Source organism: Aminobacter sp. MSH1 (assembly GCF_003071665.1).
In the GTDB taxonomy this organism is placed as follows: Bacteria; Pseudomonadota; Alphaproteobacteria; order Rhizobiales; family Rhizobiaceae; genus Aminobacter; species Aminobacter niigataensis.
In genome coordinates this window covers 3,216,035-3,240,494 of record NZ_CP026265.1, presented here as the reverse complement: position 1 = coordinate 3,240,494, position 24,460 = coordinate 3,216,035, and the positions used below count along the sequence as shown (strand labels likewise).

The following is a 24,460-nucleotide window of genomic DNA, read 5'->3' as shown; positions in this document are numbered from 1 at the left end:
GATCAGTGGAGCAGCCGTCCTAGTGCCTTGACTGCAGGTCAAAGAGCTCGCTCGCCCAGCCTTTCCATCTGGCGTATCCACTTTGACCGCCGCGAAGGATTGTGCCCGCCGACCGGGCCAAAAAGCGTCTCGCGAACGGGTTTGATCCCGACGAAATTAAGGATGCCCCGACGCATGCTCGCGATTCCGTGGTTGAGAAACCAAAGCCGATAAAACATGGCGGGCATGCCCATCGTCACCACGATCCGGGCCGAGCGGCCACGTAGCAGGGACTTGGTCAGCGATCCCTCCTTGTCCGGATAGTCGAATGCCACTCCTGGTCGCATGACTTGTTCGAGAAACCCCTTGAGCAGCGCGGGCATTGTACCGAGCCACAGCGGGAACACGAATACCAAGTGTTCGGACCAGACTATCGCCTCGACGGCCTCCCTCAGCATTGCTGGAACAGGTCCATGTTCGAATTCATCGGCGCTCCGCAATAGCGGGAAATCCATGGTGGCGAGATCGATCTTTCGGACTTGATGCCCCGCGCGCTCTGCACCGGCAGCATAGGCTGCCGCCAGCGCGCGGCAGAACCGATCCGGAGCAGGGTCCGGATGACCTGTGATAATGAGGATACGGCGCGACACGGGGCTCACATATCGTTGGACATACGCGCCGATCGCACGCTGCTGCGGCCAAGGGGTGCCCGCCTGGTCGGCCAACGATGATCGGTGTTGGGGCGATCGGAGGCGGCAAAGAAGCGCATCTTCAGCCATTCGGAGGTGACCGCATAGGCAGCGGTAATGCAGAGCAGACCGCCGAGCACTGGCAACGGCAGCGGTTCGAAGCCGAACCAAGCTGCAATTGGCAAGTAGGGCAACGCGACAGCCACCACTCCGACAGCGATGGTAAGCATCGTCAGCGTGCGGCTTGGGCGGCTTCTCCAGGCAGGCTTGTGCGTTCGGATCACCAACACAATGGCCAGTTCAGTAAGCAGTGATTCCGTGAACCATCCCGTCTGAAAGGCCGACGGTGAGGCGTCGACGACAAACAAGAGAAACGCAAAAGTGACCGCATCGAAAAACGAGCTGGCCAAGCCAAAGCGAACCATGAATCGGCGGATGAAGCCAATGTCCCATCTCCGCGGGCGCCGCGTCTCCTCGATATCGACATGGTCGGTCGCGATTGCCAGCGCCGGGAGGTCGGACAGGAAATTGTTAAGCAGAATTTGTTTGGCCAGAAGTGGCAGAAAGGGAAGGAAAAGCGAGGCAATTGCCATGCTGGTCATATTGCCAAAATTCGCGCTCGTCGTAATTGCGATATATTTCATGGTATTAGCAAAAGTCTTTCGACCATCGTCGATCCCCAACATGAGAACGCCCAGGTCTCGCTTGAGCAAGATGATATCAGCCGCCTCGCGCGCCACATCGACGGCGTGCTCTACTGAAATGCCGACATCTGCCTGGTGCAGCGCCGGCGCATCGTTGATGCCGTCTCCGAGGTAGCCGACTATCTTTCCACGCCGTTTCAGGGCCTCGACGATGTGTTCCTTCTGGTTGGGGTCAATCTCGGCGAAGATGTCGATTTCAGTAACGCGCGCGAACAAGGCGTCCTTCGTCAAATGCATCAATTCGCTTCCCGTCATGACGGCGTCGGCTGATAGACCGATTGCCTTGGCAAGATGCTTTGCGACATGCCTGTCGTCGCCCGAGATCATCTTGACCGACACGCCGCGCTTGGCGAGGTCTCTCAACGTGCCTGCCACGCCCTCTTTGGGCGGGTCGAAAAACAACAAGAAGCCTGCAAGCGTTAACCCGGTTTCATCATCGCGGGTAACCTTATCGCCGGGTTCGACTTCGCGGAGCGCCAGAGCAAGCACGCGGAAGCCCTGTTCGCTCCATCGTTGGACAGTCTGATCAATTTTGCGCTTGCGCTCAGCACTGAGGGGAAGAGTTCTTTTGCCATCGATGACTGAGGCGCTTACGTCCAACACTGTCCTGACCGCACCCTTGCAGATCATCAGCGCTTTGTTATCTGCAACACGGACGACGACCGACAGTCGCTTGCGGATGAAATCGTAGGGCAGTTCATCAACCTTCAACCACTCGCCGTCTTGAAGCTGCCGTTCTGGAATGGCCGCCACGATCGCTTCGTCGAGAGGATTCTTGATCCCGGTTTGGAGCGAGGCGTTCAACCCAGCCCAAGCAAGTACCTGTTCGGACGGGCGTCCTTTTGCATCCGTCCACCGATCAAGCTTAATAGCGCCTTCGGTGAGTGTGCCCGTCTTGTCGGTACACAGCACGTCCATGCTGCCAAGGTTCTCTATCGCCTCCAGCCGACGCACGATGACCCCGCTTTTCGCCATGGCTGCCGCTCCGCGAGCGAGCGTCACGCTGATGATGGCCGGCAATAATTCAGGGGTGAGGCCTACAGCGAGCGCAAGCGAAAACAGCAGGGATTCTGTAAGCGGCCTGTCGAGTAAAAGGTTGACGACGAAGACCACGATAACGATCGCCAGCATCACCTCGGTCATCAGGTAGCCAAAACGTCGTATCCCCTTGGCGAACCCGCTTTCATCAATCTGTTTTTCGACAGCATCGGCAATGCCAGCGAATTCAGTCCCCCGCCCCGTCGCCACGGCAAGGACAATTGCTGTGCCACTTCGAACGGAAGTCCCGGTGAAAACTGAGTTCGTCCGCCCACCGATTGGGCTATCCGCCGCCACAACACCCGGCGATTTCACGACCGGAAAGGATTCGCCGGTGAGAACTGCCTCGCTGACATTGAAATCGCGCGCCTCGACAATGAGCCCGTCCGCAGCAACGAGATCCCCGGCAGAAAGCTTCAGAATGTCGCCAGGGACGACTTCATCAACGGCAACTTCGGTCTCGATCCCATCGCGCAACATCATGACTTTGCGCAGGAGTTGGCGCTTTAGCGCCGCGACAGCCTTTGACGCCCCATACTCCTGCGTAAATCCCAGGCCGCAGCTCGCCAATAGGATCAAGCAGATGATGAGTGCTTCCTGCCTCTCTCCCATCACAAAGGAGATTGTCGCTGCGAACATGAGTATGAGTACCAAGGGGCTTCGGAGTTGCCGCAGCAGTAATCGTGCCGCCTCGCCCGCCGAACGCCCTTCGATAGCATTCGGGCCATAAATCTTGCGGCGTCGGCTCGCCTGTGCCGAACTCAAGCCATTGGGCTGTGTATCCAGCGCGGCCATGACCTCCGCCAATGGCCTAGACCAAAATGCCTCAACTTGTGGATTCATCCTGCCGTCACCTCACCCCGGCTGCGCAGGCATCTTCCATCCCCTACGGTGCGGGTTTGACCTCAGGGACGCTTGGCTCTTGCACTCAGGGTCGCTCCACCCTCGCGATCTGATAGGTGTGCATTGCCCCCTTGGGGCCGACAGAGACATATTCGCCAACAGCGAACCGTTCCTCTCCCAGGCGAAATCCGATCTCGTCATCCTTGTCGCCTTCGGAAAAGTCAAAAAACCATTGTCCCCCCGGCTTGCGCCTGAGCAATCCGATGCGGTCCTCCATATCTGCGCTGAATTTTCTGACGCGGCAGACCGTTTGGTGTTTCTTCCAGTCGGCAGCATCGATCCGGCTTTCACCATCCAGAGGGATCAGCAGGTCGTAGCCGACGTCCTGTTCTCCACCGGGATGACCCTTTTCGCGTGCGAGCAGCAGCCGAACGTTGCGAAAATTGGGCGTGAGATCTTTCAAAGACGTCATGGCAAAGTCCTTTCTTTGCCCTGAAATAGCCTATGGCATGCAAATGGCCTTGATCGGCGTCAAATCGACTGTTGCAATCCTGCTAGAACGCAGCCCCCAACTTCAGGCTGGCGATACCGAATACGAACGCGATGGCGGTCACTACAAGCAGGGGCGCCGAAAACCGAAACGGGCCGGAAATCATCGCCAATCCGAGACGCCCAATCGCGTTCACTGCAAGTGCGAGCAGTACCGCCAGCGTGGCGACCTGGGTGGAAGCAACGTCCTTAGCCAGGCGAAGCGCACTCAGGACCGCGATATCGACATCGAAAAGCGCTGAAACGACCGAGACCGCGAGCACACCAGTGCTGCCGACGAAGCCGGCGAGCAAGGCACTTGCCACCGAGGCAACAGCGAAAAAGGCGGCAAATACAAGCAAAGGACCAAGTTCGAAGGGATTGCGCATGGGGGCTTCGGCGACCTTACGGTCGCCAACTCGCGACAGAAGGAACAGCCCGCCAACCGCGAAAACCGAAGCTGCAGTGAGCGCCACTGGTGCCGCACCTACTGCAACAGCTGGCTCCAACATAAGCACGATAACCATCACGCGAACGATCGAAACCAGGGCCGCAAGGCAAGCTGCTCCTGCAAGCGACGACACACCGCTGACAGCGGTGGCCGAACGCGCCAGCGCGACAGTGACAGCGGTGGACGAAACAACCGCTCCAGTCACTGCACTTACCAACAGTCCCCGCGTCGGACCGAACACGCGCACCGCGACATAACCCGCGTATGAGATCGCAGCGATCAAGACAGTGAAGATCCAGACCTCGCGCGGATTGAACCCACCCCAAGGATCAACTGTCCTATCCGGCAATAGGGGCAGAACGACCGTCGTCATGACCGCAAGGATAAGAGCCGAACGGAGTTCCACCCAAGTCAGCCGCCGCAGAAGACCATGCAGCAATTCGCGACTGGCCAGCACCGCTGCCAATGCGGCGCCGCCCGCTGCCGCGGCACGATAGTCACCAGCCACCGCCAGCGCCCCGAGTGCAAAAACTGCCAGCCCAGCAACTACTCCCGTGACGCTGAAATCTTCATCGTGAACTGCCTCGCGCGCCTTGTACCAAGCAAGGACCACAGTAAACCCGAGGAAACCTGCAACAAGCACTGATGGCGTGTTGAATGCCTGGGCTAGGGCTGCGATGACACCGCCCAACAGTCCCGAGATTCCGAAAGTGCGAATGCCCGCGGTCCGGCTTCGATCTGGTGCGTTTCTTTCCTGCCAACCTCGTTCAAGGCCAACCAGAAGGCCGATAGCGAGCGCAAGGCCGAGACGGGCAATGATCTCGTCCATCATCTATGCGCTCCTCAGTACACTGAAACGGACAAGCGCTTGAGTGGCCATTGGGCCATCGTCTTGTCAACGGCTTGGTCACTGGACCGGGCACATTCCGACCGGCTCCGCCTGCAAATCTACCCGTACCTCGCCTTTAGAATTTGGTCGCCACCAAGGGCGCGCAGCGCATTCAGGATTACTGCCACATCAATTCCCTCTTGCAGAAGAGCGCCTGCGACAGGTGTGATCAAGCCGAATGCTGCCGCGATCATCGCCGCGCCAGATAGTGCCAGCCCCACAACTATGCTCTGCTTTGCGATGGTCGTTGTCCGATGTGCAATTGCAACAGCATCAGCGACAGGCCCCAAGTGATCGGTCAACACAATGACGTCAGCGGCTTCGGATGAAGCAGTGGCACCTCGGGCGCCCATCGCAATACCCACCGTCGCGGTGGCCAACGCCGGGGCATCATTGATGCCATCGCCAACCATCATTGTCGGCGCCGCAAGGGCTTCTGCTTTGATAAGCCCAACCTTGTCGGCCGGCGACGCATCCGCAACGATCCGGTCAAAACCGAGTGTCCCACCGATCCGATTGGCGGTCTCGGCATCATCCCCCGTAAGCATCAGGCTGCGGGTGATCCCCGCGCGCCTGAGCCGTGACAAGGCGTCGACCGCGTCGGCACGCAGCCCATCTCCCAGGACAAGGATGGCAACCAGCCGCTCGTCGACTGCGACATAGACGGCCAACGCTGGCTGGCCTTTGTAGCGGGCGACGATCCTTTCAGCCCATGCAGGCAAGTCACGGCCGGCAAGGATGAGCGATTGAGAGCCTGCGGATACACTCACACCACACACAATCCCCTTGAGGCCCGATCCGCGATACTCGACAACCCGTTCAGGCCGAAACAGGTTGAGGCCCTTGTTTTTGGCGAGAGCAACGATTGCATCGGCCAGGACGTGATGGGAGGCCTGTTCCAAAGAGGCCAACAACCCGAAAAGCTCGTCGCTGTCACGTCCCGGTGCGACTTCCATCTCCACGAGTTGAGCTCCGCCGTATGTCAGCGTGCCAGTCTTGTCGAAAACTGCCGTCCGGGCTTTGGCGAGAGCCTCCAGGGCGGTGCTTCCTTTCATCAAAATGCCGTGCCGAGCCGCACGTGATACCCCGGCAATAAATGCGATCGGTGCAGCCAGGATGAGCGGACAAGGTGTCGCAACCACAAGAACCGCAAGTGCCCGGATGGGATCGCTCGAGGCGTACCAGGCAAGGGCCGCCACCATCAGTGTCAGCGGTAGCAAGATCAATGCAAAACGATCCGCCATGCGAATGAACGGAGCCCTGGCTGTCTGAGCCGCCTCGACCATTCTTACGATGCCGGCATAGGTACTTTGGCCTGCCAGCGCGGACGCACGCATGTGAAACATCTCACCTGCATTTACTGTCCCGCTGCGCAACGCATCGCCGCGCTTGCAGACCATTGGGAACGGCTCACCGGTTATCGCAGACTCGTCAATTCTGGCGTCGTCGAGCAGCACACCATCGACGGGCAGCACCTCACCAGCTCGTACCATGAGCTCGTCGTCGACTGAGACCTGTTCGACCGGAATGCTCTCAAAACGTTCCCCGGACCTGCGATGCGCAATCCGGGGTGACCTATCAGTCAGCGCCTTCAGATCACGCTCGGCGCGCCCCCGTGCATAGTCCTCGAGCACGTTGCCGCCCGTATACATGATCGCCACGACAACAGCGGCCAAGGCTTCGTCGAACAACAGTGCCGCTGTCATCGAAAGCAATGCGATCGCGTCAACGCCAAGGCGACCAGCAAATACATCGCGGAAGATGGACACTGCTAGCGCCGCGATTACCGGCAAGGTGGCCAGCGCCCATACACTTTCAGATGGAAGCGGAAGCTGGACTCCCAACACGCCGGCAAGCCCAGCCGCCAAGCCGGCGACAGCAATTGCAAGCAACGATTTCCGGAGCAGCGGTTCGTACACGGCGTTCCTCCGGCTCTGGCCGCCCTCCACGGCGACGAAATGCGAATGCGACAGGCTCACTTCGCCGTTGAATCATTGTTTTGGGTACCGGGGACCTCGCTGCCGCCCATCATGCCAGGACCACATCCGAGCGGCATGTTTTCCCATTTGTGTTCCTTCGGGAGCTTGATCCCCATTTCCTCTGCCCGTTTCTGCATCAGCTGCTGATGCTCGGCGCGGATCGCGCCACATTCCGCTTCGGTCTTCGCATTGTGCATCCTGTCAATCATCTTGGTCATGTCGTCGGCCGACATCATCTCGTGCCCTTGGAACATCAAGGGGCCGTGCATCTGCGCGAACGTGCCACCAGCCATCGCAGCAGTTGCGATCGCGGCGCCCAGTGACAATCTGATCAAGTGCTTCATCACAAGTTCCTCCCGTTGTTAGCTCAGTCGACCACATCGGCAACTCAGTAGCCTTGACGCAGGTCAATCTCATCGAGCGAACCGCAGGGGTTGATTTGAAGCAAAGCATCTCCGCACGCCTGGGCCTACGGTGACAACAGGAGGACAGGCGACTTGACCATCCGGAATCTTGAATTCGCAGTACACCCCAAATCAGTGGCTGTCTTTGGTGCTTCGACACGACAGGGATCTGTCGGGCGCGTTGTCATCGAAAACATCGCCCAAGGCGGCTTTGAAGGGGAGATATGGCCAGTCAATCCAAAATATCGGGAAATCGTCGGCAGGCCTTGTTACCGCCAAGCACAAGACCTTCCGGGCATTCCGGACCTCAGTGTCATCGTCACCCCCCCAGCCACCGTTCCAGCCATCATTCGCGAACTCGGCAACAAGGGGGGCAAGGCGGCAGTCGTGATTACAGCGGGTCTCACCGCTGAAAACGGGCTCAAGCAAGCCATGCTCGATGCAGCCAAGCCAAATCTTTTCCGGATAATTGGACCGAACACGCTCGGGTTGATGATCCCGTCGCTCAAGCTCAATGCCAGCTTCGCACACAAGCCGGCACGATCTGGCGGGATTGCGCTGCTTTCACAGTCCGGGGCCGTCGTGACCGCGTTGGTGGATTGGGCGCTGGAAAACAATGTCGGCTTTTCACACGTAGTCTCCTTGGGGGAAATGGCCGACGTCGACGTCGGAGATTATCTCGACATGCTTGCTGGCGACCCTGCTACGCACGCCATCCTCATGTATCTCGAGACGATCCCGAACCCGCGAAAGTTCATGGCGGCCGCGCGCGCCGCAGCGCGCCTCAAACCCGTGATCGCCATAAAATCTGGACGGCATGAACAGGCCGCCAAGGCTGCCGCTACGCATACAGGCGCGCTTGCTGGGGGTGATCGCGCGGTCAGCGCAGCTTTCAGGCGCGCCGGGGTGCTCCGTGTCAAAGGCCTGCTGGAACTCTTCGATGCAGCCGAGACCATGGCCCACTTTGCCCCACTGCAGCAAAGCCGCGTAGGCATCGTGACGAACGGCGGCGGCGCTGGAGTGCTCGCGCTCGACGAACTTTTGGATCGGGGGTGCGACCTGGCCGAACTGTCGTCTGCGACTTTCGACAGGCTGAATGTTTGTCTGCCTTCAACGTGGTCGCGGGCAAATCCGGTCGACATCATCGGCGACGCGCCTCCAAGTCGATACACCGAGGCCATCCAGGCCGTGGCGGACGATGCCGGCACGGACGCCCTGATGGTTCTGAACTGTCCCACGGGACTCGCGTCGGCGACCGAAGCTGCCGCAGCCGTCGCCTCCATTGCGCATGACGGCAAGATAAATGGCAAACCGATGCTCACGTGCTGGCTTGGCGAAAACACCGCAAAAGCCGGACGAGACATACTGCAGAACGCAGGCATCGCCAGTTTCGAGACGACAGCTGAGGCAGCACGAGCAGTTTGTTATCTCGGCGACTGGTCCCGGGCCCAAACCGCGCTCATGCGAGTGCCCTCAACTTACGACGACGCTTTCAACGCGGATCGAGATCTTGCGCGTTCGGTGTTCCGTCAAGTTGCCAAGGAAGGGCGGTCCATGCTGACCGAACCCGAGGCCAAGACAGTGATCGCGGCCTACAGGATACCGACGCCAAAGACAGTGGTAGCCAACTCACCGTCCGAAGTTGGTCAGGCAGCGGCCACCATGCTCTTGACCGCAGAAAAGGTTGTTGTGAAGCTTCTGTCCAAGGACATTTCGCACAAGTCGGATATCGGCGGCGTTGTGCTTGATATCAGGTCTTCTGCTGCGGCCGAAAATGCCGCTGAGGCCATTTACCAGCGTGTCCGTAAGGCCATGCCGGGTGCCTCGGTGGACGGCTATTCAGTGCAGCCTATGATCATAAGAAAGCAGGCCCATGAACTGATCTTGGGCATGAACCGCGACCCGATATTCGGGCCCGTCATGCTGTTCGGCACGGGAGGGGTTGCGGTTGAAGTGTTGAACGACACCGCGATGGCGCTACCGCCTCTGGATGATGTTCTGGCTGGAGATATGATCGACAGTACGCGTGCCGGCCGCCTGCTGGCCGGCTTCCGCAATCGCGAGCCAGCCAACCGCGCCGCACTGTTGACGGCGTTGAATAGCATCTCGCAACTGGTCGTCGATTTTCGCTGCATCACATCATTGGACATCAACCCTGTCCTGGTCGACGCGGACGGGGCGATGGCCTTGGACGCCCGCATCCAAATCGATCCGGCGAAGGTCGAAGAACCGAGCCCCAACGCCGATCTCGTCATTCGTCCCTACCCGGCAAAGTGGGAGCGGAGTGTTGACTTCAATGGGATGGAATATTCCATCAGACCCATCAAACCGACTGACTTCAGTCTCTATCCACCGTTCCTCGCTCAAGTCTCGCAGGAAGACCTCAGGTTCCGATTTCTCGGGCCGCGCAAGAACTTTCCCGACCAGATGCTGAAACGGCTGACACAACTCGACTACGAACGAGAAATGGCATTCGTTGCGATCGAGGCCGCCAGTGGCAAGCTCGCGGGCATCAGTCGCCTCTCATGCGACCCTGACCACGCCGTGGCCGAATATGCGCTGCTCGTCCGGACAGATTTACAGGGTAAGGGCCTCGGCTGGGAACTGCTACGCCAGATCATCGACTACGCACGTGCCGATGGTATCGCCAAGATCGAAGGCATTGTCCTCAGCGAGAACCGGAAAATGCTGGCCATGTGCAGGGAATTCGGGTTTGCCATTAAACACGTCGCAGAGGACTACGGCCTCTGTGTCGCGACACTCATGCTGAAGTCGCCTCAAGTGCTTGCAGCTACCCCGGTTGGTGCGGGCTGAAAGCCAAAACATCTGCAGCGATCCGGGCAGGAACACGGGCAGCATCAAGTTTCACCCAACTGACATCATCGTCATGGCGTCGCAACTGCCGTGACAATACATCAATGGTCGCGTCCGATGGCCCTCCCTTTCGTTCGCTCACCCGCTGCCAAAGCAAAGTCGGGTCAGCCTCAAGCCAGAAGCCGACGAAGGGTAAATGCCTTTCGCTGGCACTACGCTCGATCCTTTGCCTGTCCGACCGGCGATCAAAAACGGCATCGGCAACCACCGAACCGCCCTGGGAAAGGATCAACCCGGCACGCCAGGCCATCTCGGCATAGACGCGTTCTGATACCTCCGGCAGGTATGCCCTCGCCGGCAGTCGGGTTTCGGCCGACACGCCGTGAAGACTTTTCCTTACGCGATCGCTTTCGACTATCCGTGCCCCTGGAGGCGCCCCGATATGCGCGGCGACAGCTTCAGCAACTGTGGTCTTGCCGGAACCGCTCAAGCCTCCAAAAGCGACAAGCCTCGGCGGACAGTCGATAAGCAACTGTCGGGCAAGTTCGAAATATGATTTCGCTTCGGCAACCAGCTTCACCTTGTTGTCACCGCCCTCGTCTGCGAGCGTCGCGGTAACATGCGAACGGACCGCAGCGCGGATCGCCATCAGCATGGGCAAAAGGATGAAGCCGTCTTCATCGTCCGCCTCATCGAGATAGCGGTTCACAACCAGGTTGGCGAACTCTGGCAAACCACGATGCCAGAGGTCCATCAGCAGGAATGCGAGGTCGTAGAGCACGTCTACCGTTGCGATCTGGTCATTAAATTCAATGCAGTCGAAAAGCCGCGGCTCGCCTTGAAACAGGCAGATGTTTCGCAAGTGGAGGTCCCCGTGGCAGCGCCGTATCTTGCCGTGGCGTCCGCGGCTATCTAGCAGGCCCTCATGGCGTACCAACGCACTCCGGAACAGCCCGTCGAACGCTTCAACTTCGACATCGGTAAAGACGCTGCTCGTTGCAAACCCAGCACGGTTGATGTCGAGCACGTGTCCCAGGTTCGCCGTACCGGTGCCGGAATGAGAAACAGGGGCGCCACGGTGAAACCGTATGATCGTTCGAGCGACGTCCGTCATGAGTTTTGGCGTCAGTTCGCCGGCCAAAGCCATTCGATCCAGCAAGGCCGATTGATCGAAGCGACGCATCTCGACCACTGCGTCGACGAGTTCGCCAAGTCCATCGAACTCCAGCTGGCCGTTATGCGTACGCGTCAAGCGCCGCGTAGCTAGATAGAGGCCCGGCGCAGTCATTGAATTACGCTCGACCTCCAGCTTGCAGACAGCCAGCCGAAGGTCTGCCGTCGAAAAATCCGCATAGGGTAGCTTGACCGCTCGCTTCATCTTGAAGGCGCGCTCTCCAACAAGAAAGACGCGGGAAATATGCGTCTCAATCAGTTCCACTTTGTTGGCGTCACGATGCGTCGCCGCATTCAATAAGAAGGCGACTGCGGCTGTCTGGTCTTCGGTGAGCATCGCAATTTCCCGTCGGTCGAGTGCTATCGAGCGTCGCCCTGCAAGGCCGCCCCTATCTCTGCAGCGTCTGTATGTACTCTGCGAGCTGGTGAACTCTCTCCTGGGTCACAGCTTCTCCGCCCGTCGCACCATAGGTGCGTTGGTCGCTTTCCAGGAATTCGCGTCCCCAGACCGGCATTTCGCGCTCGCCATGCCCTGGCACGATGTGGCGACCGTCAATTATCGCCATCACCAGTTGAAAGGGAAACTCATCGCCGTTTCGCTCCGAGAGCAGAGACAAGTCGGAAGGGGCCGTCTGCAGCTCCGTAGCCAGAGGTCCATCACCCTTCCCGCGCACGCCATGACAGAGCGCGCATGAATTGATGAACTCACTTTCGCCGTAGCCCATCTCTTGGGCGGCGATTGGCCATGAGCTTGTTGCCAGAAAGATAGAGGTTGCGATCAAACAATTCATTTCGGCTCCCCCGCGAATAGGGACAAAGCCTAACTGATCGACCAGGCCAATCTTTGATCCCTGTCAAACCTGTCGTCAGATGCCCTCCACGATTTGACGCAGCGCAAGGAATGTCCCCGCCGTTGGCGATATCGATTGCTGCTCAAGTGTCCCATCAGGCGAGAGGAACCACGCTATGCCCTTCAAGACAATTCTAACGGTCACCGGTACGCATCGCGGCGACAACGACATCAAGCTGGCGACCAGCCTGTGTGAAGAAGTCGGCGCTCACCTATCTGTGCTTGCGGTGGCACTCGCCGCCCCGCCACCGATTGGCGACTACGCGGCTCCGATCTCCGATGCCTGGATGGAAGAACGTCGCGCCGACCTCGAACAGCTCGGAAAACGGACCGGCGCAGTTTCGCACCTGCTGGCCAGCTCCGCGATATCCGCCGACGTTACCAACGCCTATGCCGAAATCGGCTGGGCCGATGAAATCATCGGTCGGCGGGCCCGCTACGCCGACCTGACCCTCATTGGACCGGAACTATTGTCGGACGGCACCCTCAAAGACAAGACCATTGAAGGCGCCCTTTTTTCGTCGGGCAAACCAATGCTGCTGGTTCCTGAAGGATCGAGGCCAAGCCTGCAACCAAGGAAGGTGATGATTGCCTGGGATTCGCGCATCGAAGCCTCCCGCGCCGTTCGTGAGGCAATCCACATGCTGACGGCCGCTGATGATGTGCGCCTGGTTCTTGTCGATCCTGTCGAAGGAGAAAGCCACCAAGGTGCCGAACCCGGCGCCGACGTCGCGACCTATCTTGCCCGTCATGGCGCGAAAGTCATGGTCGAGCGGCTTCCAAGTTCGGGCCGGAGCGTTGCTGAGGTGCTGAAGCGACATGCCGCGGATATGTCGGCAGACCTGGTTGTGATGGGTGCCTACGGCCATTCGCGCCTGCGCGAAAAGTTGTTCGGCGGCGTTACCAAGTCGATACTTAATGACCTTTCAAAGCCCGTATTCATGGCGCACTGAATGGCCAAGGCCCGATGCTCAAGCTGTCTTCGACCACAAGGGCAACTGCCTTGCCGTTAGGATGCGGGATTTTCGGCACTTTCGACGTGATGGGGCCAGATTGAACTTCAGCTCAGATCCTTGTCTCGGGCGTGACTGCGCTCGCAAGCCGGACACTTGCTTCGAACCGGCTCTGGCTGTCTTGGCGCGGTGACCTAAGAGTAAGCGCGCTGCCCAAGCGGTGGGCGATCGTGCGGCTGGCGCTGGCAGTTGGCAAGGTATCCGACGCTGCTTTCGACATCGGGGTGGGCGATGCGGTAACAGCCTGGGGATTCGGCCCGGCCGCCGCCGCCGACCTGATCCGCACGGCCCTGACGGCGCGCCGCATTCCCGCGCATGAAGCGATCGAGCTGGGCGACGGGGAGGTACGGAAGCTTGTACCCATTGCGCTCGACCTCAACGGCATCGCCAAGGGCTTCGCGGTGGACCGGCTGGCCGAAAACGCTAGCCACCCTCGGAGTCCGTGATGCACTGGCCGGCATAGACGGCGAAATGCGGGCCATGGGACGGAGGCCGGACGGCGAGACCTGGACGGTCGCCGTGGAACTGCCCGATCCGGACCGGCGAGCACCGCATTCGGTCCTGTCCCTGCAGGACAGCGCCGTGGCGACCTCAGGCGACTACCGCCACTGGGTTGAGGTGCAGGGACGGCGGCTCTCGCACACCATGGACCCGCGTAGAGGCACACCACTTCTCGATGCCCCTGCCTCAGTCACGGTTGTCCGATTGCCGGTTCGTCCGCGAATATTCGCCCGACGCTGCACGCACGGATGCTATCTGCTTCGCCTCGAAGCAGGAAAAGGGCGTCGATCCCGACTTTCCGCGCCAGAACCCCGCCCTCGCCGGGGCCGAGCACCATCAAGGCGGTGGCCCAGGCGTCGGCGGCCGCACAGGACGGGGCGAGCCACGCAGAGGGATGGAGCATTCGAATGCAGACCGCCTAAAGAACGTGCTGTTGCCCTGGGAGGTTTCCTGGGCGGGGCCGCCCTCTACGGCGGACGGACCTGGCCTCAAACGATCTGGCCTGTGGGCTCCCCATGGTCGCCTTCCTGCTCCTGGGATCCTGCACTGCCTGAGGAGTTGGAGTACCAAAACGCGGACATGTATCGGCGAGGACTCGACACTATCTCTGGCAAATAATTCATTGAAGTAGAATCAAGCTTGCCGCTTCTGCCTTTGCCACCTGATCCAGATCAATTCTCCTGCAATTCTGACGCGCTAGGATTAATCGTTCTCGCGCGTCGTCCATAGCGCGCTCCAAAGGAGAGGTCGCATCATGCTCGAGTACAACGTCGAAGCCCGTCGGGTGGATGTCCACGGCGCCCTTGCCACGACCAAGACCGCACAGATCAGTCTTGGTACCGATCCTGATGGTCGACTTGATGCTTTCAATCCCGCGGAACTGCTACTCGCATCAGTCGCGGCATGCATGATCAAGGGGCTCGAGCGCATTGCTCCGATGCTGCACTTCGACTTCAAAGGTGCCCATGTCGATGTTCATGCCGTGCGGCAGGATAGCCCCCCGAAAATAGTCTCAATCGACTACGTACTGACGGTTGACACGGACGAGACGGACCAGCGTTTGGAATTGCTGCACAGGAATGTCCGCAAATACGGCACCATCTCAAACACGATCGCTGCAGCCACCGCGCTGAACGGCATCATCCAGAGGCAGGCATGAGCAGGCTGCATAAGGAGAACCATCTCGTTTCGCGGATCGGCTGGCTTCGAGCTGCAGTACTCGGAGCCAACGACGGTATAGTCTCCACAGCCAGCCTCATCGTCGGAGTCGCCTCCGCTGCTGCTGGAACGTCGGAAGTTCTTGTCGCGGGCGTGGCCGGGCTTGTAGCAGGTGCCATGTCCATGGCGGCGGGCGAGTACGTATCGGTGAGTTCGCAGTCGGACACCGAGCATGCTGATCTCGACCGCGAGCGGATGGAACTGGAAACGCAACCCGAGTTCGAAAGAGAGGAATTGGCGCAGATTTACGTCAAGCGCGGCTTGACGACTGACCTTGCACATCAAGTCGCCGACCAGCTGATGGCAAAAGACGCTCTTGCCACCCACGCACATGACGAGCTCGGGATTTCGGAGATGACGACGGCGCGGCCGATCCAGGCAGCCTTTACGTCAGCAGCTACATTTGCCGTCGGAGCTGCGATGCCGCTAGCGATGGTGCTTGTGGCGCCCACCGCTTCGCTGGTCTGGGTCGTGTCGGCTGCTTCATTGCTGTTCCTTGCGTTTCTGGGAGCAATCGGCGCGAAGGCAGGCGGAGCCAATGTCATGAAAGCAATGCTGCGGGTTTCCTTCTGGGGCGCCTTTGCGATGGCGTTGACTGCTGGCATTGGCGCGCTGATCGGGACGGCTGTCTGAGTGAACGGCCAACTCCGGGCGAGCCCGATATCCGACACCACCCTATCCTGTAGTTTCGTCCAAAGCCGCGTGGCCTGACTGCTCCCCCTGAGCGCACTTTCCCGTTTCCAAGTACGCAATTCGCCCAACCAGGAGAACCGCAAATGATGCTGCCCAAAGATACAGTCGCAGTCGCCGACGATGGCCCGCGCCTACCCGAGAGCCGATATTCCTCATACGTATCTGTCACTAAACAGGGTAGACTGGACCCGGGCCCTAGAATGTAGGAGCGATCCTTTTGCCTGACTGGATCACGCAATTTCCGGGCTTGTCCCGTCTCGAGCCAGCCGTACGCGACGCGCTGACCCGAAAGAGCGCCGTGATAGCGGTCCCGAAAGGTACTGTGGTCTTCGGCCCCGGCAAGTCACCAGAGAACCTGCTTCTGCTGCTGGAAGGCAGAGTGCGGGTGCAGCAGGTCTCCGAAGGTGGCCGCGAGATAGTCCTGTATCGAGTCGAGGCTGGACAAAGCTGCGTGCTGACTACTGCCTGCCTGTTGGCCCACGAAGACTATTCCGCCCAGGGCATCGCCGAAACCGATGTGCGCGCCGTGGCCATCCCGCGCGCGGTCTTCGATGAGCTGGTCTCGCAGTCGGTCGCTTTTCGCAATTTCATATTCACCGCCTATTCCAGAAGGATCACCGATCTGTTTCAGGTCATCGAAGACATCGCCTTCCAGCGCGTCGATATCCGGCTTGCGCAGAAGCTGATCGATCTGGAGCGCGGCGCACGACAGATCAAAGCCACGCATCAGCAGATGGCAGCCGAACTGGGCACCGCGCGCGAGGTTGTCTCGCGCCAGTTGGGCGAGTTTCAGCGACGGGGCTGGATCCGGCAATCGCGCGGGACGATCGATCTGGTAGATATTGCCGGATTAGAAAGACTCGCCGCCCTGGATGCTGGATAGATCTGCCCCCAGGGTCGCTTCCATCGGAGCGCTCGCAAAACAGCAATCATCCACAGGTTAAGGCGTTGCCTGTTCCCTCCATTTGTAATGACGCCATCCGACATCACACATTTTTCCAGCGTCCGGACGGCCCCCATCCGCAAACCTGTCAGTCAGCCTGTAGGTCTTTTTTCTTCCGCTTGGTGACATCGTCACTGAACGGCAAGTCGAAAGAGCATAGGCATGTGCTGTTCTCAGGAGATCACCGACAATGATTGCCAATGTAAGATTCATAGACCGCGCGCTTCGCCTTGAGGTCGGCGAGGCGCAGAACGCTGCTGCCGCTCTGCTCAACGGCTGGGCCGTCTTGGGGGTCAAGACGTGCCGGAACTAACCATTATCGAAACCCTTTTCACCCCATGGCAATCCCTCTCAGGCGGCATTCTGATCGGGCTGGCCTCGGCGCTGCTGATGCTGACCCTTGGCCGGATCATGGGAGCCACCGGCGTCCTGGCAGGTGTTCTGACCCCGTCTGCGCATCCAGATACCGGTTGGCGGCTTGCATTGCTGGCCGGGATGATCAGCGGGCCGCTTGCTACGCTGGCCGTGACCGGGCAGATGCCCGCAGTCGAGGTAACGGTGTCCATGCCGATGCTGCTGGTGGGCGGCCTGCTGGTCGGGATCGGCGTGACCTACGGATCCGGCTGCACCTCGGGACACGGGGTTTGCGGGATGGCGCGCCTGTCGCGCCGCTCCATCGCTGCAACACTGACCTTCATGCTGACCACCGGGGTGACCGTCTATGTCATCCGTCATGTTCTGGGGGCCTGAGACATGCGACTTCTGACGACCTATCTCATCGGCCTTGTCTTTGGCGTGGGCATTTCGATTTCGGGCATGGCCAACCCGGCTAAGGTGCTCAACTTTTTCGATGTGGCAGGCAACTGGGACCCAAGCCTCATCTTCGTCATGGGAGGGGCGGTTATCATCGCCTTCCTTGGTTATCGCATTGTCTTGCGCAGGTCCTCGCCGATCATCGACGCGAAATTCCACTTGCCCAACAATCTGCGTATCGATGCCCGTCTACTCGCCGGCTCGGCCGTGTTCGGCGGGGGCTGGGGCATCGCCGGGTTCTGCCCGGGGGCCGCGCTCCCCGCCCTGGGAACTGGCCGGATCGAGGTCGTCGCCTTCGTGGCGGCGCTGATCGCCGGCATCTTTGGCGCCAAGGGCCTAATGGCCCTGAGCGGCGAGCGCGCAGCCCGCGTGCTGCGCCGTGAAACCTGAACCAGAAAGGAGACCGTCGTGACAGACTATCCGATCAACATGTCCGTCAAGCCAAAGGTCGAGGCATTCTTCGACCCGGCAACCAATACCATCAGCTATGTGGTGAATGACCCATCCTCGAGCGCCTGTGCAGTGATCGATTCCGTCATGGACATCGACTATGCGGCGGGCCGGATCACCTATGACCATGCCGACGCCATCATCGACTACATCCGCAAGCACGGCCTGAAGCTGGAGTGGATCATCGAGACGCATGTGCATGCCGACCACCTTTCCGCCGCGCCCTACATTCAGAGCGCTCTCGGCGGCAAGATCGGCATCGGCGACAAGATCATGGTCGTGCAGGACACGTTCGGCAAGATTTTCAACGAAGGCACCGAGTTCCAGCGCGACGGCAGCCAGTTCGACGCCCTATTCGAGGATGGCGACACCTACAAGATCGGCAACATGGAGGCGGTGGCAATCTACACCCCCGGCCATACGCCGGCATGCATGGTCCATGTCATGGGCGACGCGGCTTTCGTGGGAGATACCCTGTTCATGCCCGATGGCGGATCGGCACGTGCCGATTTCCCCGGCGGCGATGCCGCCACACTTTACGATAGCATCCAGAAGGTGCTGGCTTTGCCAAACGAGACGCGCCTGTTCATGTGCCACGACTACGGCCCCAATGGCCGCGACATCCAGTGGCAAACGACGGTGGCCGCGGAAAAAGAACACAACATCCATGTCGGCAAAGGAGCCACCAAGGAGCAGTTCGTGAATTTGCGCACCGAACGCGATGCAACGCTGGCGATGCCAAAACTCATCATCCCATCGCTCCAGGTAAACATGCGCGCGGGCGAGGTGCCGACCGACCAGGACGGCCGGCCAATGCTCAAAGTGCCCATCAACAGGCTTTGAGCTCTGACCTCCATTCAAGGACAACGAAAATGCAAGACATCAAACACATCACGCCGGATTTCGCGGTCAGCCCGCAGATTGCGCCTGTGCAGCTCGCCGAATTGAAGGCCGCAGGCTTTACCACAGTGATCTGCAACCGCCCCGATCACGAGGATGCAGGCCAGCCCAGCTTTGCCGAGATCAAAGCTGCCGCCCAGGCGTCAGGGCTCGAGGCGCTCCACATTCCGGTCACGCCAGGTCAAACAACCAAGTATGACGTCGTCGCTTTCGACACCGCCGTGACGACGGCTCAAGGCAAGGTTTTGGCCTATTGCCGCACGGGCGCCCGGGCTCAGAGCCTCTTCGCCGCGATCCGGGGATGACCCGGCAGTCTGCCCCCTTCTGCAGATGCACTGAAGCTGCCTCTCATGGACCATGAAGAACCAGAAAAGTCTCGTCCCATGTCCGCCACATTGCTCGCACGCTATCTTCCGATCCTGCAATGGGGCCGGACCTATGATCGTCAAGCCCTGACGGGCGACCTGCTGGCGGCGGTGATCGTGACGATCATGCTGATCCCTCAGTCGCTGGCCTATGCGCTTCTGGCGGGATTGCCGCCGGAAGCCGGGCTCTATGCCTCGATCACGCCAATCATGCTTTACGCGATCTTCGGTACCAGCAGAGCGTTGGCGGTGGGACCCGTGGCGGTAGTGTCGCTGATGACGGCCGCTGCCATTGGCAATATCGCCGAACAGGGGACCATGGGCTATGCCGTGGCCGCCCTGACCCTGGCTGGACTGTCTGGGGCAATCCTGCTGGCGATGGGTCTCTTGAGGCTGGGGTTTCTCGCCAACTTCCTGTCACATCCCGTCATTGCGGGCTTTATCACTGCATCCGGCATCCTCATTGCAACCAGCCAGATCAAGCATATTCTGGGTGTCAGAGCAGGCGGCGACACTCTACCCGAAATGGTGGTTTCGCTGGTCGAGAACCTCATTGCAACGAATTGGATCACCCTGCTGATCGGGATTGGTGCCACCGGGTTTCTGTTCTGGGTCCGCAAGGGTTTGAAACCGATGCTGCGTCACCTCGGCCTCGGCCTGCGCCTGGCGGATATGGTGACCAAGGCCGGTCCGGTGCTTGCCGTGGTCGTGACAACGGTCGCGGTCTGGGGCCTCGGACTGGATGCAAAAGGAGTGCAAATCGTTGGTGTCGTGCCACAGGGACTGCCGCCGCTAACACTGCCCTCATTTTCCACCAATTTGATCGGCCTTCTGCTGCTTCCCGCGTTGTTGATTTCGGTCATCGGGTTCGTGGAATCCGTCTCGGTCGCGCAGACGCTTGCTGCCAAGAAGCGACAGCGGATAGACCCCGACCAGGAACTGATCGGTCTGGGCGCCGCCAACATCGGGGCGGCTTTCACCGGAGGATACCCGGTGACGGGTGGCTTCGCTCGGTCGGTTGTAAACTTCGATGCGGGGGCCGAGACGCCCGCCGCCGGCGCCTTTACTGCCATAGGATTGGCCGTCGCGGCCATCGCCCTAACCCCGCTGATTTACTTCCTCCCGACGGCCGCCTTGGCCGCGACGATCATCGTGGCGGTGCTTTCTTTGGTCGATTTCTCGATCTTGAAGCGCAGCTGGACCTATTCGAAGGCAGATTTCGTCGCCGTGGCCGCGACCACCGCGTTGACCCTCGTGATGGGCGTAGAGACCGGCGTATCAACTGGAGTGGTGCTATCCATCGCACTGCACCTCTACAAATCCTCGCGCCCTCATATTGCAGAGGTTGGCCTTGTTCCGGGCACCCAGCATTTCCGCAACATCCACCGCCACACCGTCCTTACCGATCCGACCCTTCTCACCATCCGCATCGACGAGAGCCTCTACTTCGCCAACGCTCGTTTTCTCGAGGATTACGTCGCCGATCGCGTCGCCACCGATTGCCCGATCACAAACGTGGTGCTGATGTGCTCTGCCATCAACGAGATCGATCTGAGCGCACTGGAAAGCCTGGAGGCTATCAACCATCGCCTGAGGACGATGGATGTGAAGCTGCATCTGTCAGAAGTGAAAGGCCCGGTGATGGACCGGTTGAAAAGATCCCATTTCCTCGATGCGCTGACTGGGCAGGTGTTTCTGTCACAATACGACGCGATGCGGACCCTTGCCGCAAAACAGGGCCTGAACTACCCGGACAACCCAAGTCATGCCGCGAGTATTTGTTCAAGGTCAGCTCTGGAGTGAACCGCGTCATTACGCGCCATGCGCGCCATCCCTGCTCGATCCGGAGGCAGCTTCAAGGCACGCCGTCTTCCTTCGCTTCGCGACCAGAAATCTGCTCCACACCGATGCGAAAGAAGAGATGCAAGGAGTGGTCGGTGACTGGCCGCTCAAACGGTTTCAGGCCACCCGGTTCCCACCAATTTACGTGCTTGCTCAGCAGCGTCCAGGCATGTTCTCGATCAGCTTTGTGCTGGGGCGTGTCATCCTTCAGTTCCTCGAAGCGGCCATCGACCAGCACGCTCCTCCATTCCCTCCCCTCGCCCCTCTCCTCGACAAGGACGCACACACACGGATTGGCCCGCATGTAATCGACCTTCTGTCCTGGCATCGAGAACGCATAAAGTCGGCTGTCGGCGTAGCAAAAATAGAAAGGCACGACATATGGTCGCCCATCCTTTGCGCATCCAAGATGCCCAAAGTGGCTACGAGTTAGAATCTTGGTGCAATCCAACGTCGAAAGTTCACGAACCCACATGACATGATCTCCCGATCAATGCGTGGCTCAGCGTGGCCACAGTTCAATCGCGCCAGCCATGGTTGGGACCACACGTGTCCCAGCATCGCCTGACAAGATGCGTTCGACATTCGAGATCGAGCCGATCGCAGCCCATTTCCCAGACGATTTAACAAAGGCGCACGCTGCCTCTATTTTTGGTCCTATTGAACCGGCATCGAAGGATGTTGCGCGAAGCATCGCGGGAGTAGCCTGTCGAACATGACGCTGCTCGGGTTTGCCATAGTCGATGGCGACCGAAAGCACGTCGGTCAGAAGCAGCAAGGCGTCGGCGTTAAGTTCGCGCGCGAGCAGGGATGCAAACTCATCCTTATCAGGCAATGCTTCTACGCCCGACAGACCGCCAGTTGGCAGCTCGGCAACTGGAACAGGACCGCAGATCACGACCGTAGACCCGGACTCTAGCATCAACTGAGAGGCGTGGGCTTCGATTGTCGCCTGCAGATGCGGCACTGCCGCCACCCGGCGATACTCTCCATTGAACTCCGAAAAATCCCAACCGCGCTGCTGGCGCAACTGGTGAGCGTGGATCCGTTCATAAAACGGTCCTATCGGTTTCGTGGGACTTCTGAAGGCCTCATCGTCAGGATTGACAAGTACCTGGGCCATCTGGGCGACCACCGGCCGGTCGCCACCAAGGCGATTGCGCAATTCGCGGGCGAGCAGATAGCCTGTTTCGCCCCCGGCCTGTGCACAGAGCAAATCGAGCCGCGTAGGCTCAGCAACGCTGTACGAAAAGGATTGCTGCGCAAGCATCGCCAGCTGGGGGCCACTGCCGTGAGTGACCAACACGTCGTGGGCGCGCGCCACCGGCGCGAGCCACATTGCCGCTTGGGATGCATTTTCGCGTTGGTTCTCGGCGGTGATCGCCTGCCCCTTGCGCAGGAGTGCGTTACCGCCCAGCGATATCACCAGTCTCATGCTACGCCTCCGTGGCTTGTTGGATGCGCCTGGGTGTTGAGGCCGTCATTTATCGCCCATGTTCACCGCGATGCGTTGATCCACGTCAATATCGGTGTCGTCAGCGCGCAAGCCAGCTAACCAGAAGTGTAGCCCCATCGACCAGATGGTGGTTACATATGATAAAGCTGGCTCGCTTCGAAAACAGAAAGTACGTCAGCGCGCAACCGCTTTACGGGGCGAGCCAAGCCGCACAACGGATGGAGCACACCAGTGCCCTTGGGCATCGCAGCCCCTCGTGCGAGCTAGTGCGACATCAATATCGGAAGGCGGAGATCCGAGAGAACACCCTCGGTCGCGCCGCCAAGTACGAAATCCCTGACGCGCGAATGGCCATATCCGCCCATCACGAGCAAGTCCGTACCCAACTCGATCGCTCGCTCCTGCAGCGTGACTGCGATCGGACAGTCTTCCGCTTTGATATCCATTGCATCAGCGTTCAAGCCACGCTTTCTCAACAAAGCCGCCAGCCTCTCGGCGCCGTCCACGGCCTTAAGGGGCTTTTCGTCGACGACGGCAAGGACGTGAACCCTTGAGGCATGCGCTAGAAACGGCAGCGCATCGGCAACTGCGCGGGCAGCCACTCGACTGCCATCCCAGGCGATCGAAACATGCTCTATCCTGGCAGCACTTGCCGAGTCAGGCAGCAGGACCGTCGGCTTGCCAGAACCGAAGATAACCGCCTCTGCAATCATGCGAGAGGTCTGGTTGTCCGTTTCCCAGCCTACGACACAGATGTCGAAATACCGGGCCTGTTCCATGGCGACGTCGCCCTGTGCGGCAAGGAGGACGGCCTCGGATGCGGTAGTGACAGCAACATCCTGTCTCGCGCCCTCATCGACAACTTTGGCAAGGAGCCGCCCACCGGCTTGCAGGCTCAAGGTCTCGGCTTCTCGGATGCGTGCTGGAAGATCCAACAGGATGCGTGAAAGTGGGCTCGAAACTGGCGGAATTCTCGCATGGAGTGCGAGGGCGTGCAGATCGGCGTGAAGTTGCGCTGCAATGGCGACAGCGTTGACGGTCACAGCGTCCGTGTTCGCGTCGGGAAATGTCGCCAACGGAAGAAAAACCTGAATTTTCATTCTGCGTCTCCTTAGGCAAGAGCTTTTGCATCAGGCAGCCAAACCGCCCCGCAACTGATCTACATTGATCGCTGCGATGAGGCGCAGCATTGATCTGGAGCAATCTCGCAAGACAAAAGAGGGCCATAAGCCGTCAAGCGTGTTTCAAAGCTGATATCATCTTGACGGATGCCGTAGCTTCCGCTCCTCCGCCGCACATCTGAGAACCTCGGTCACGTCATCATCCGTCAGTTGCGGAAAGCTAACGTAATGATACCCAAGCGCCAGGAAGCGGCCCGGCTTGCTCAGGCAGACGACCTTGTCCGCTTCTTGTTCGATGGTGGCGAGCGCGTCAGACGACGCGACGGGAATTGCAACGACAGTCTGGAGTGGGCCTCGACGCTTGATCGCACGCAATGCCACCTTGATCGTCGTTCCAGTTGCGGCACCGTCGTCGACAAGAATCGCCGTCCTGCCCGCGAGCGATCGCGGTCCAGCGGAGCCGCGATAGAGCTGCCGTCGACGTTCCAACTCGGGGCGCTCCATCTTGATCAGAGCTGCCAGTTCGTCATCACTGAGCGAATACGCTTCAACAATCTCTCGATTGATGACCACGTCAGGCGGGTCACCGTCCACAATTGCCGCAACCGCCAGTTCAGGATTCGTCGGGGCTCCAACCTTGCGAACTATGAGAATGTCGAGAGGTGCATCAAGTGCCTTTGCAACTGCCGCAGCTACGGGCAAGCCCCCACGGGGAAGTGCCAGAACTACAGGCTTGCGGAGCTGGCTGGCCTGCAATTCGCGTCCAAGTTTTTCGCCTGCTTCCTGTCTATCGCGGAACATCGA

Annotated in this window: 24 protein-coding genes; 12 read left to right on the top strand and 12 right to left on the bottom strand. The window is 59.5% G+C overall.

What is annotated here, in order from left to right:
• Positions 1-38 precede the first annotated feature (38 nt).
• The 6 genes from CO731_RS16080 to CO731_RS16055 all read right to left on the bottom strand — a co-directional run bounded on the left by CO731_RS16080 (position 39) and on the right by CO731_RS16055 (position 7,444).
• Positions 39-629 (bottom strand): NAD(P)H-dependent oxidoreductase, encoded by a 591-nt coding sequence (locus tag CO731_RS16080; RefSeq protein WP_055977740.1) that lies wholly within the window; start codon positions 627-629, stop codon positions 39-41.
• A 5-nt stretch (positions 630-634) separates the two neighbouring features.
• Positions 635-3,253, bottom strand: a complete 2,619-nt coding sequence (mgtA, locus tag CO731_RS16075; RefSeq protein WP_055977403.1) for a magnesium-translocating P-type ATPase — start codon at positions 3,251-3,253, stop codon at positions 635-637.
• A gap of 85 nt (positions 3,254-3,338) precedes the next feature.
• Positions 3,339-3,725, bottom strand: coding sequence for a hypothetical protein (locus CO731_RS16070; RefSeq protein WP_055977406.1), 387 nt, complete (start codon positions 3,723-3,725; stop codon positions 3,339-3,341).
• An 82-nt stretch (positions 3,726-3,807) separates the two neighbouring features.
• The gene (locus CO731_RS16065) at positions 3,808-5,061 is read right to left on the bottom strand and encodes an MgtC/SapB family protein (RefSeq protein ID WP_055977744.1); all 1,254 of its coding nucleotides are present in this window, start codon (positions 5,059-5,061) and stop codon (positions 3,808-3,810) included.
• Positions 5,062-5,180: 119 nt separating this feature from the next.
• A complete protein-coding gene (locus CO731_RS16060) occupies positions 5,181-7,040 on the bottom strand; it encodes a heavy metal translocating P-type ATPase (RefSeq protein WP_055977747.1) in 1,860 nt (619 codons plus the stop codon).
• Between the two features lie 56 nt (positions 7,041-7,096).
• Complete coding sequence (locus CO731_RS16055; RefSeq protein ID WP_055977408.1) at positions 7,097-7,444, bottom strand: hypothetical protein; 348 nt, start codon at positions 7,442-7,444, stop codon at positions 7,097-7,099.
• Between the two features lie 153 nt (positions 7,445-7,597).
• Here CO731_RS16055 and CO731_RS16050 point away from each other — a divergent pair, with 153 nt between their 5' ends.
• Entirely contained in the window at positions 7,598-10,318 is a 2,721-nt protein-coding gene (locus tag CO731_RS16050) for a bifunctional acetate--CoA ligase family protein/GNAT family N-acetyltransferase (RefSeq protein WP_055977411.1), read from the top strand.
• Here the strand turns inward: CO731_RS16050 and CO731_RS16045 are convergent.
• Together CO731_RS16045 and CO731_RS16040 are read right to left on the bottom strand one after the other, a co-directional pair.
• On the bottom strand, positions 10,296-11,828 hold the full coding sequence (locus tag CO731_RS16045) for a bifunctional aminoglycoside phosphotransferase/ATP-binding protein (protein WP_055977416.1): 1,533 nt from the start codon (positions 11,826-11,828) through the stop codon (positions 10,296-10,298). The two genes, CO731_RS16050 and CO731_RS16045, sit on opposite strands and share 23 nt — an antisense overlap.
• A 52-nt stretch (positions 11,829-11,880) precedes the next feature.
• A complete protein-coding gene (locus CO731_RS16040; RefSeq protein WP_055977418.1) occupies positions 11,881-12,282 on the bottom strand; it encodes a c-type cytochrome in 402 nt (133 codons plus the stop codon).
• Between the two features lie 175 nt (positions 12,283-12,457).
• Here CO731_RS16040 and CO731_RS16035 point away from each other — a divergent pair, with 175 nt between their 5' ends.
• The 11 genes from CO731_RS16035 to sulP all read left to right on the top strand — a co-directional run bounded on the left by CO731_RS16035 (position 12,458) and on the right by sulP (position 21,040).
• Positions 12,458-13,294 carry a universal stress protein gene (locus CO731_RS16035; RefSeq protein ID WP_055977421.1) on the top strand — a complete coding sequence of 279 codons (837 nt, stop codon included), beginning with the start codon at positions 12,458-12,460 and terminating at the stop codon, positions 13,292-13,294.
• Positions 13,295-13,524: 230 nt separating this feature from the next.
• The gene (locus tag CO731_RS29515; protein WP_256371622.1) at positions 13,525-13,800 is read left to right on the top strand and encodes an FAD:protein FMN transferase; all 276 of its coding nucleotides are present in this window, start codon (positions 13,525-13,527) and stop codon (positions 13,798-13,800) included.
• Positions 13,801-13,825: 25 nt separating this feature from the next.
• Positions 13,826-14,473, top strand: a complete 648-nt coding sequence (locus CO731_RS29345) for an FAD:protein FMN transferase (RefSeq protein ID WP_318761485.1) — start codon at positions 13,826-13,828, stop codon at positions 14,471-14,473.
• Between the two features lie 136 nt (positions 14,474-14,609).
• Positions 14,610-15,014: an OsmC family protein gene (locus CO731_RS16020; RefSeq protein ID WP_055977424.1), complete on the top strand. Its 405-nt coding sequence runs from the start codon at positions 14,610-14,612 to the stop codon at positions 15,012-15,014.
• A complete protein-coding gene (locus tag CO731_RS16015; protein WP_055977428.1) occupies positions 15,011-15,706 on the top strand; it encodes a VIT family protein in 696 nt (231 codons plus the stop codon). The genes CO731_RS16020 and CO731_RS16015 overlap by 4 nt, the downstream gene beginning before the upstream one ends.
• 277 nt (positions 15,707-15,983) lie before the next feature.
• On the top strand, positions 15,984-16,649 hold the full coding sequence (locus CO731_RS16010) for a Crp/Fnr family transcriptional regulator (protein WP_199914478.1): 666 nt from the start codon (positions 15,984-15,986) through the stop codon (positions 16,647-16,649).
• A gap of 360 nt (positions 16,650-17,009) precedes the next feature.
• Complete coding sequence (locus CO731_RS16005) at positions 17,010-17,459, top strand: YeeE/YedE family protein (RefSeq protein ID WP_055977434.1); 450 nt, start codon at positions 17,010-17,012, stop codon at positions 17,457-17,459.
• A gap of 3 nt (positions 17,460-17,462) precedes the next feature.
• On the top strand, positions 17,463-17,912 hold the full coding sequence (locus CO731_RS16000) for a DUF6691 family protein (protein ID WP_055977437.1): 450 nt from the start codon (positions 17,463-17,465) through the stop codon (positions 17,910-17,912).
• Between the two features lie 18 nt (positions 17,913-17,930).
• Positions 17,931-18,815 (top strand): MBL fold metallo-hydrolase, encoded by an 885-nt coding sequence (locus CO731_RS15995; RefSeq protein WP_082496618.1) that lies wholly within the window; start codon positions 17,931-17,933, stop codon positions 18,813-18,815.
• Between the two features lie 29 nt (positions 18,816-18,844).
• Positions 18,845-19,177: a TIGR01244 family sulfur transferase gene (locus CO731_RS15990; RefSeq protein ID WP_055977439.1), complete on the top strand. Its 333-nt coding sequence runs from the start codon at positions 18,845-18,847 to the stop codon at positions 19,175-19,177.
• Positions 19,178-19,255: 78 nt separating this feature from the next.
• On the top strand, positions 19,256-21,040 hold the full coding sequence (sulP, locus tag CO731_RS15985; protein WP_055977442.1) for a sulfate permease: 1,785 nt from the start codon (positions 19,256-19,258) through the stop codon (positions 21,038-21,040).
• 52 nt (positions 21,041-21,092) lie between these two features.
• On the opposite strand, the gene CO731_RS15980 is transcribed toward sulP, so the two are convergent.
• The 4 genes from CO731_RS15980 to CO731_RS15965 all read right to left on the bottom strand — a co-directional run bounded on the left by CO731_RS15980 (position 21,093) and on the right by CO731_RS15965 (position 24,457).
• Positions 21,093-21,554, bottom strand: coding sequence for a pyridoxamine 5'-phosphate oxidase family protein (locus CO731_RS15980; protein ID WP_055977446.1), 462 nt, complete (start codon positions 21,552-21,554; stop codon positions 21,093-21,095).
• A gap of 27 nt (positions 21,555-21,581) precedes the next feature.
• Positions 21,582-22,514 carry a hypothetical protein gene (locus tag CO731_RS15975; RefSeq protein ID WP_055977450.1) on the bottom strand — a complete coding sequence of 311 codons (933 nt, stop codon included), beginning with the start codon at positions 22,512-22,514 and terminating at the stop codon, positions 21,582-21,584.
• Positions 22,515-22,798: 284 nt separating this feature from the next.
• On the bottom strand, positions 22,799-23,635 hold the full coding sequence (locus CO731_RS15970) for a universal stress protein (RefSeq protein ID WP_055977453.1): 837 nt from the start codon (positions 23,633-23,635) through the stop codon (positions 22,799-22,801).
• A gap of 156 nt (positions 23,636-23,791) precedes the next feature.
• Complete coding sequence (locus CO731_RS15965; RefSeq protein WP_055977456.1) at positions 23,792-24,457, bottom strand: phosphoribosyltransferase family protein; 666 nt, start codon at positions 24,455-24,457, stop codon at positions 23,792-23,794.
• Between the last annotated feature and the right edge of the window lie 3 nt (positions 24,458-24,460).

Coding starts and splice junctions, on each gene's coding strand:
- mgtA (WP_055977403.1), bottom strand. CDS start 3,253: ATGAATCCACAAGTTGAGGCATTTTGGTCTAGGCCATTGGCGGAGGTC.
- CO731_RS16070 (WP_055977406.1), bottom strand. CDS start 3,725: ATGACGTCTTTGAAAGATCTCACGCCCAATTTTCGCAACGTTCGGCTG.
- CO731_RS16065 (WP_055977744.1), bottom strand. CDS start 5,061: ATGGACGAGATCATTGCCCGTCTCGGCCTTGCGCTCGCTATCGGCCTT.
- CO731_RS16055 (WP_055977408.1), bottom strand. CDS start 7,444: ATGAAGCACTTGATCAGATTGTCACTGGGCGCCGCGATCGCAACTGCT.
- CO731_RS16045 (WP_055977416.1), bottom strand. CDS start 11,828: ATGCTCACCGAAGACCAGACAGCCGCAGTCGCCTTCTTATTGAATGCG.
- CO731_RS16040 (WP_055977418.1), bottom strand. CDS start 12,282: ATGAATTGTTTGATCGCAACCTCTATCTTTCTGGCAACAAGCTCATGG.
- CO731_RS16035 (WP_055977421.1), top strand. CDS start 12,458: ATGCCCTTCAAGACAATTCTAACGGTCACCGGTACGCATCGCGGCGAC.
- CO731_RS29345 (WP_318761485.1), top strand. CDS start 13,826: ATGCGGGCCATGGGACGGAGGCCGGACGGCGAGACCTGGACGGTCGCC.
- CO731_RS16020 (WP_055977424.1), top strand. CDS start 14,610: ATGCTCGAGTACAACGTCGAAGCCCGTCGGGTGGATGTCCACGGCGCC.
- CO731_RS16015 (WP_055977428.1), top strand. CDS start 15,011: ATGAGCAGGCTGCATAAGGAGAACCATCTCGTTTCGCGGATCGGCTGG.
- CO731_RS16000 (WP_055977437.1), top strand. CDS start 17,463: ATGCGACTTCTGACGACCTATCTCATCGGCCTTGTCTTTGGCGTGGGC.
- CO731_RS15990 (WP_055977439.1), top strand. CDS start 18,845: ATGCAAGACATCAAACACATCACGCCGGATTTCGCGGTCAGCCCGCAG.
- sulP (WP_055977442.1), top strand. CDS start 19,256: ATGTCCGCCACATTGCTCGCACGCTATCTTCCGATCCTGCAATGGGGC.
- CO731_RS15980 (WP_055977446.1), bottom strand. CDS start 21,554: ATGTGGGTTCGTGAACTTTCGACGTTGGATTGCACCAAGATTCTAACT.
- CO731_RS15975 (WP_055977450.1), bottom strand. CDS start 22,514: ATGAGACTGGTGATATCGCTGGGCGGTAACGCACTCCTGCGCAAGGGG.
- CO731_RS15970 (WP_055977453.1), bottom strand. CDS start 23,635: ATGAAAATTCAGGTTTTTCTTCCGTTGGCGACATTTCCCGACGCGAAC.
- CO731_RS15965 (WP_055977456.1), bottom strand. CDS start 24,457: ATGTTCCGCGATAGACAGGAAGCAGGCGAAAAACTTGGACGCGAATTG.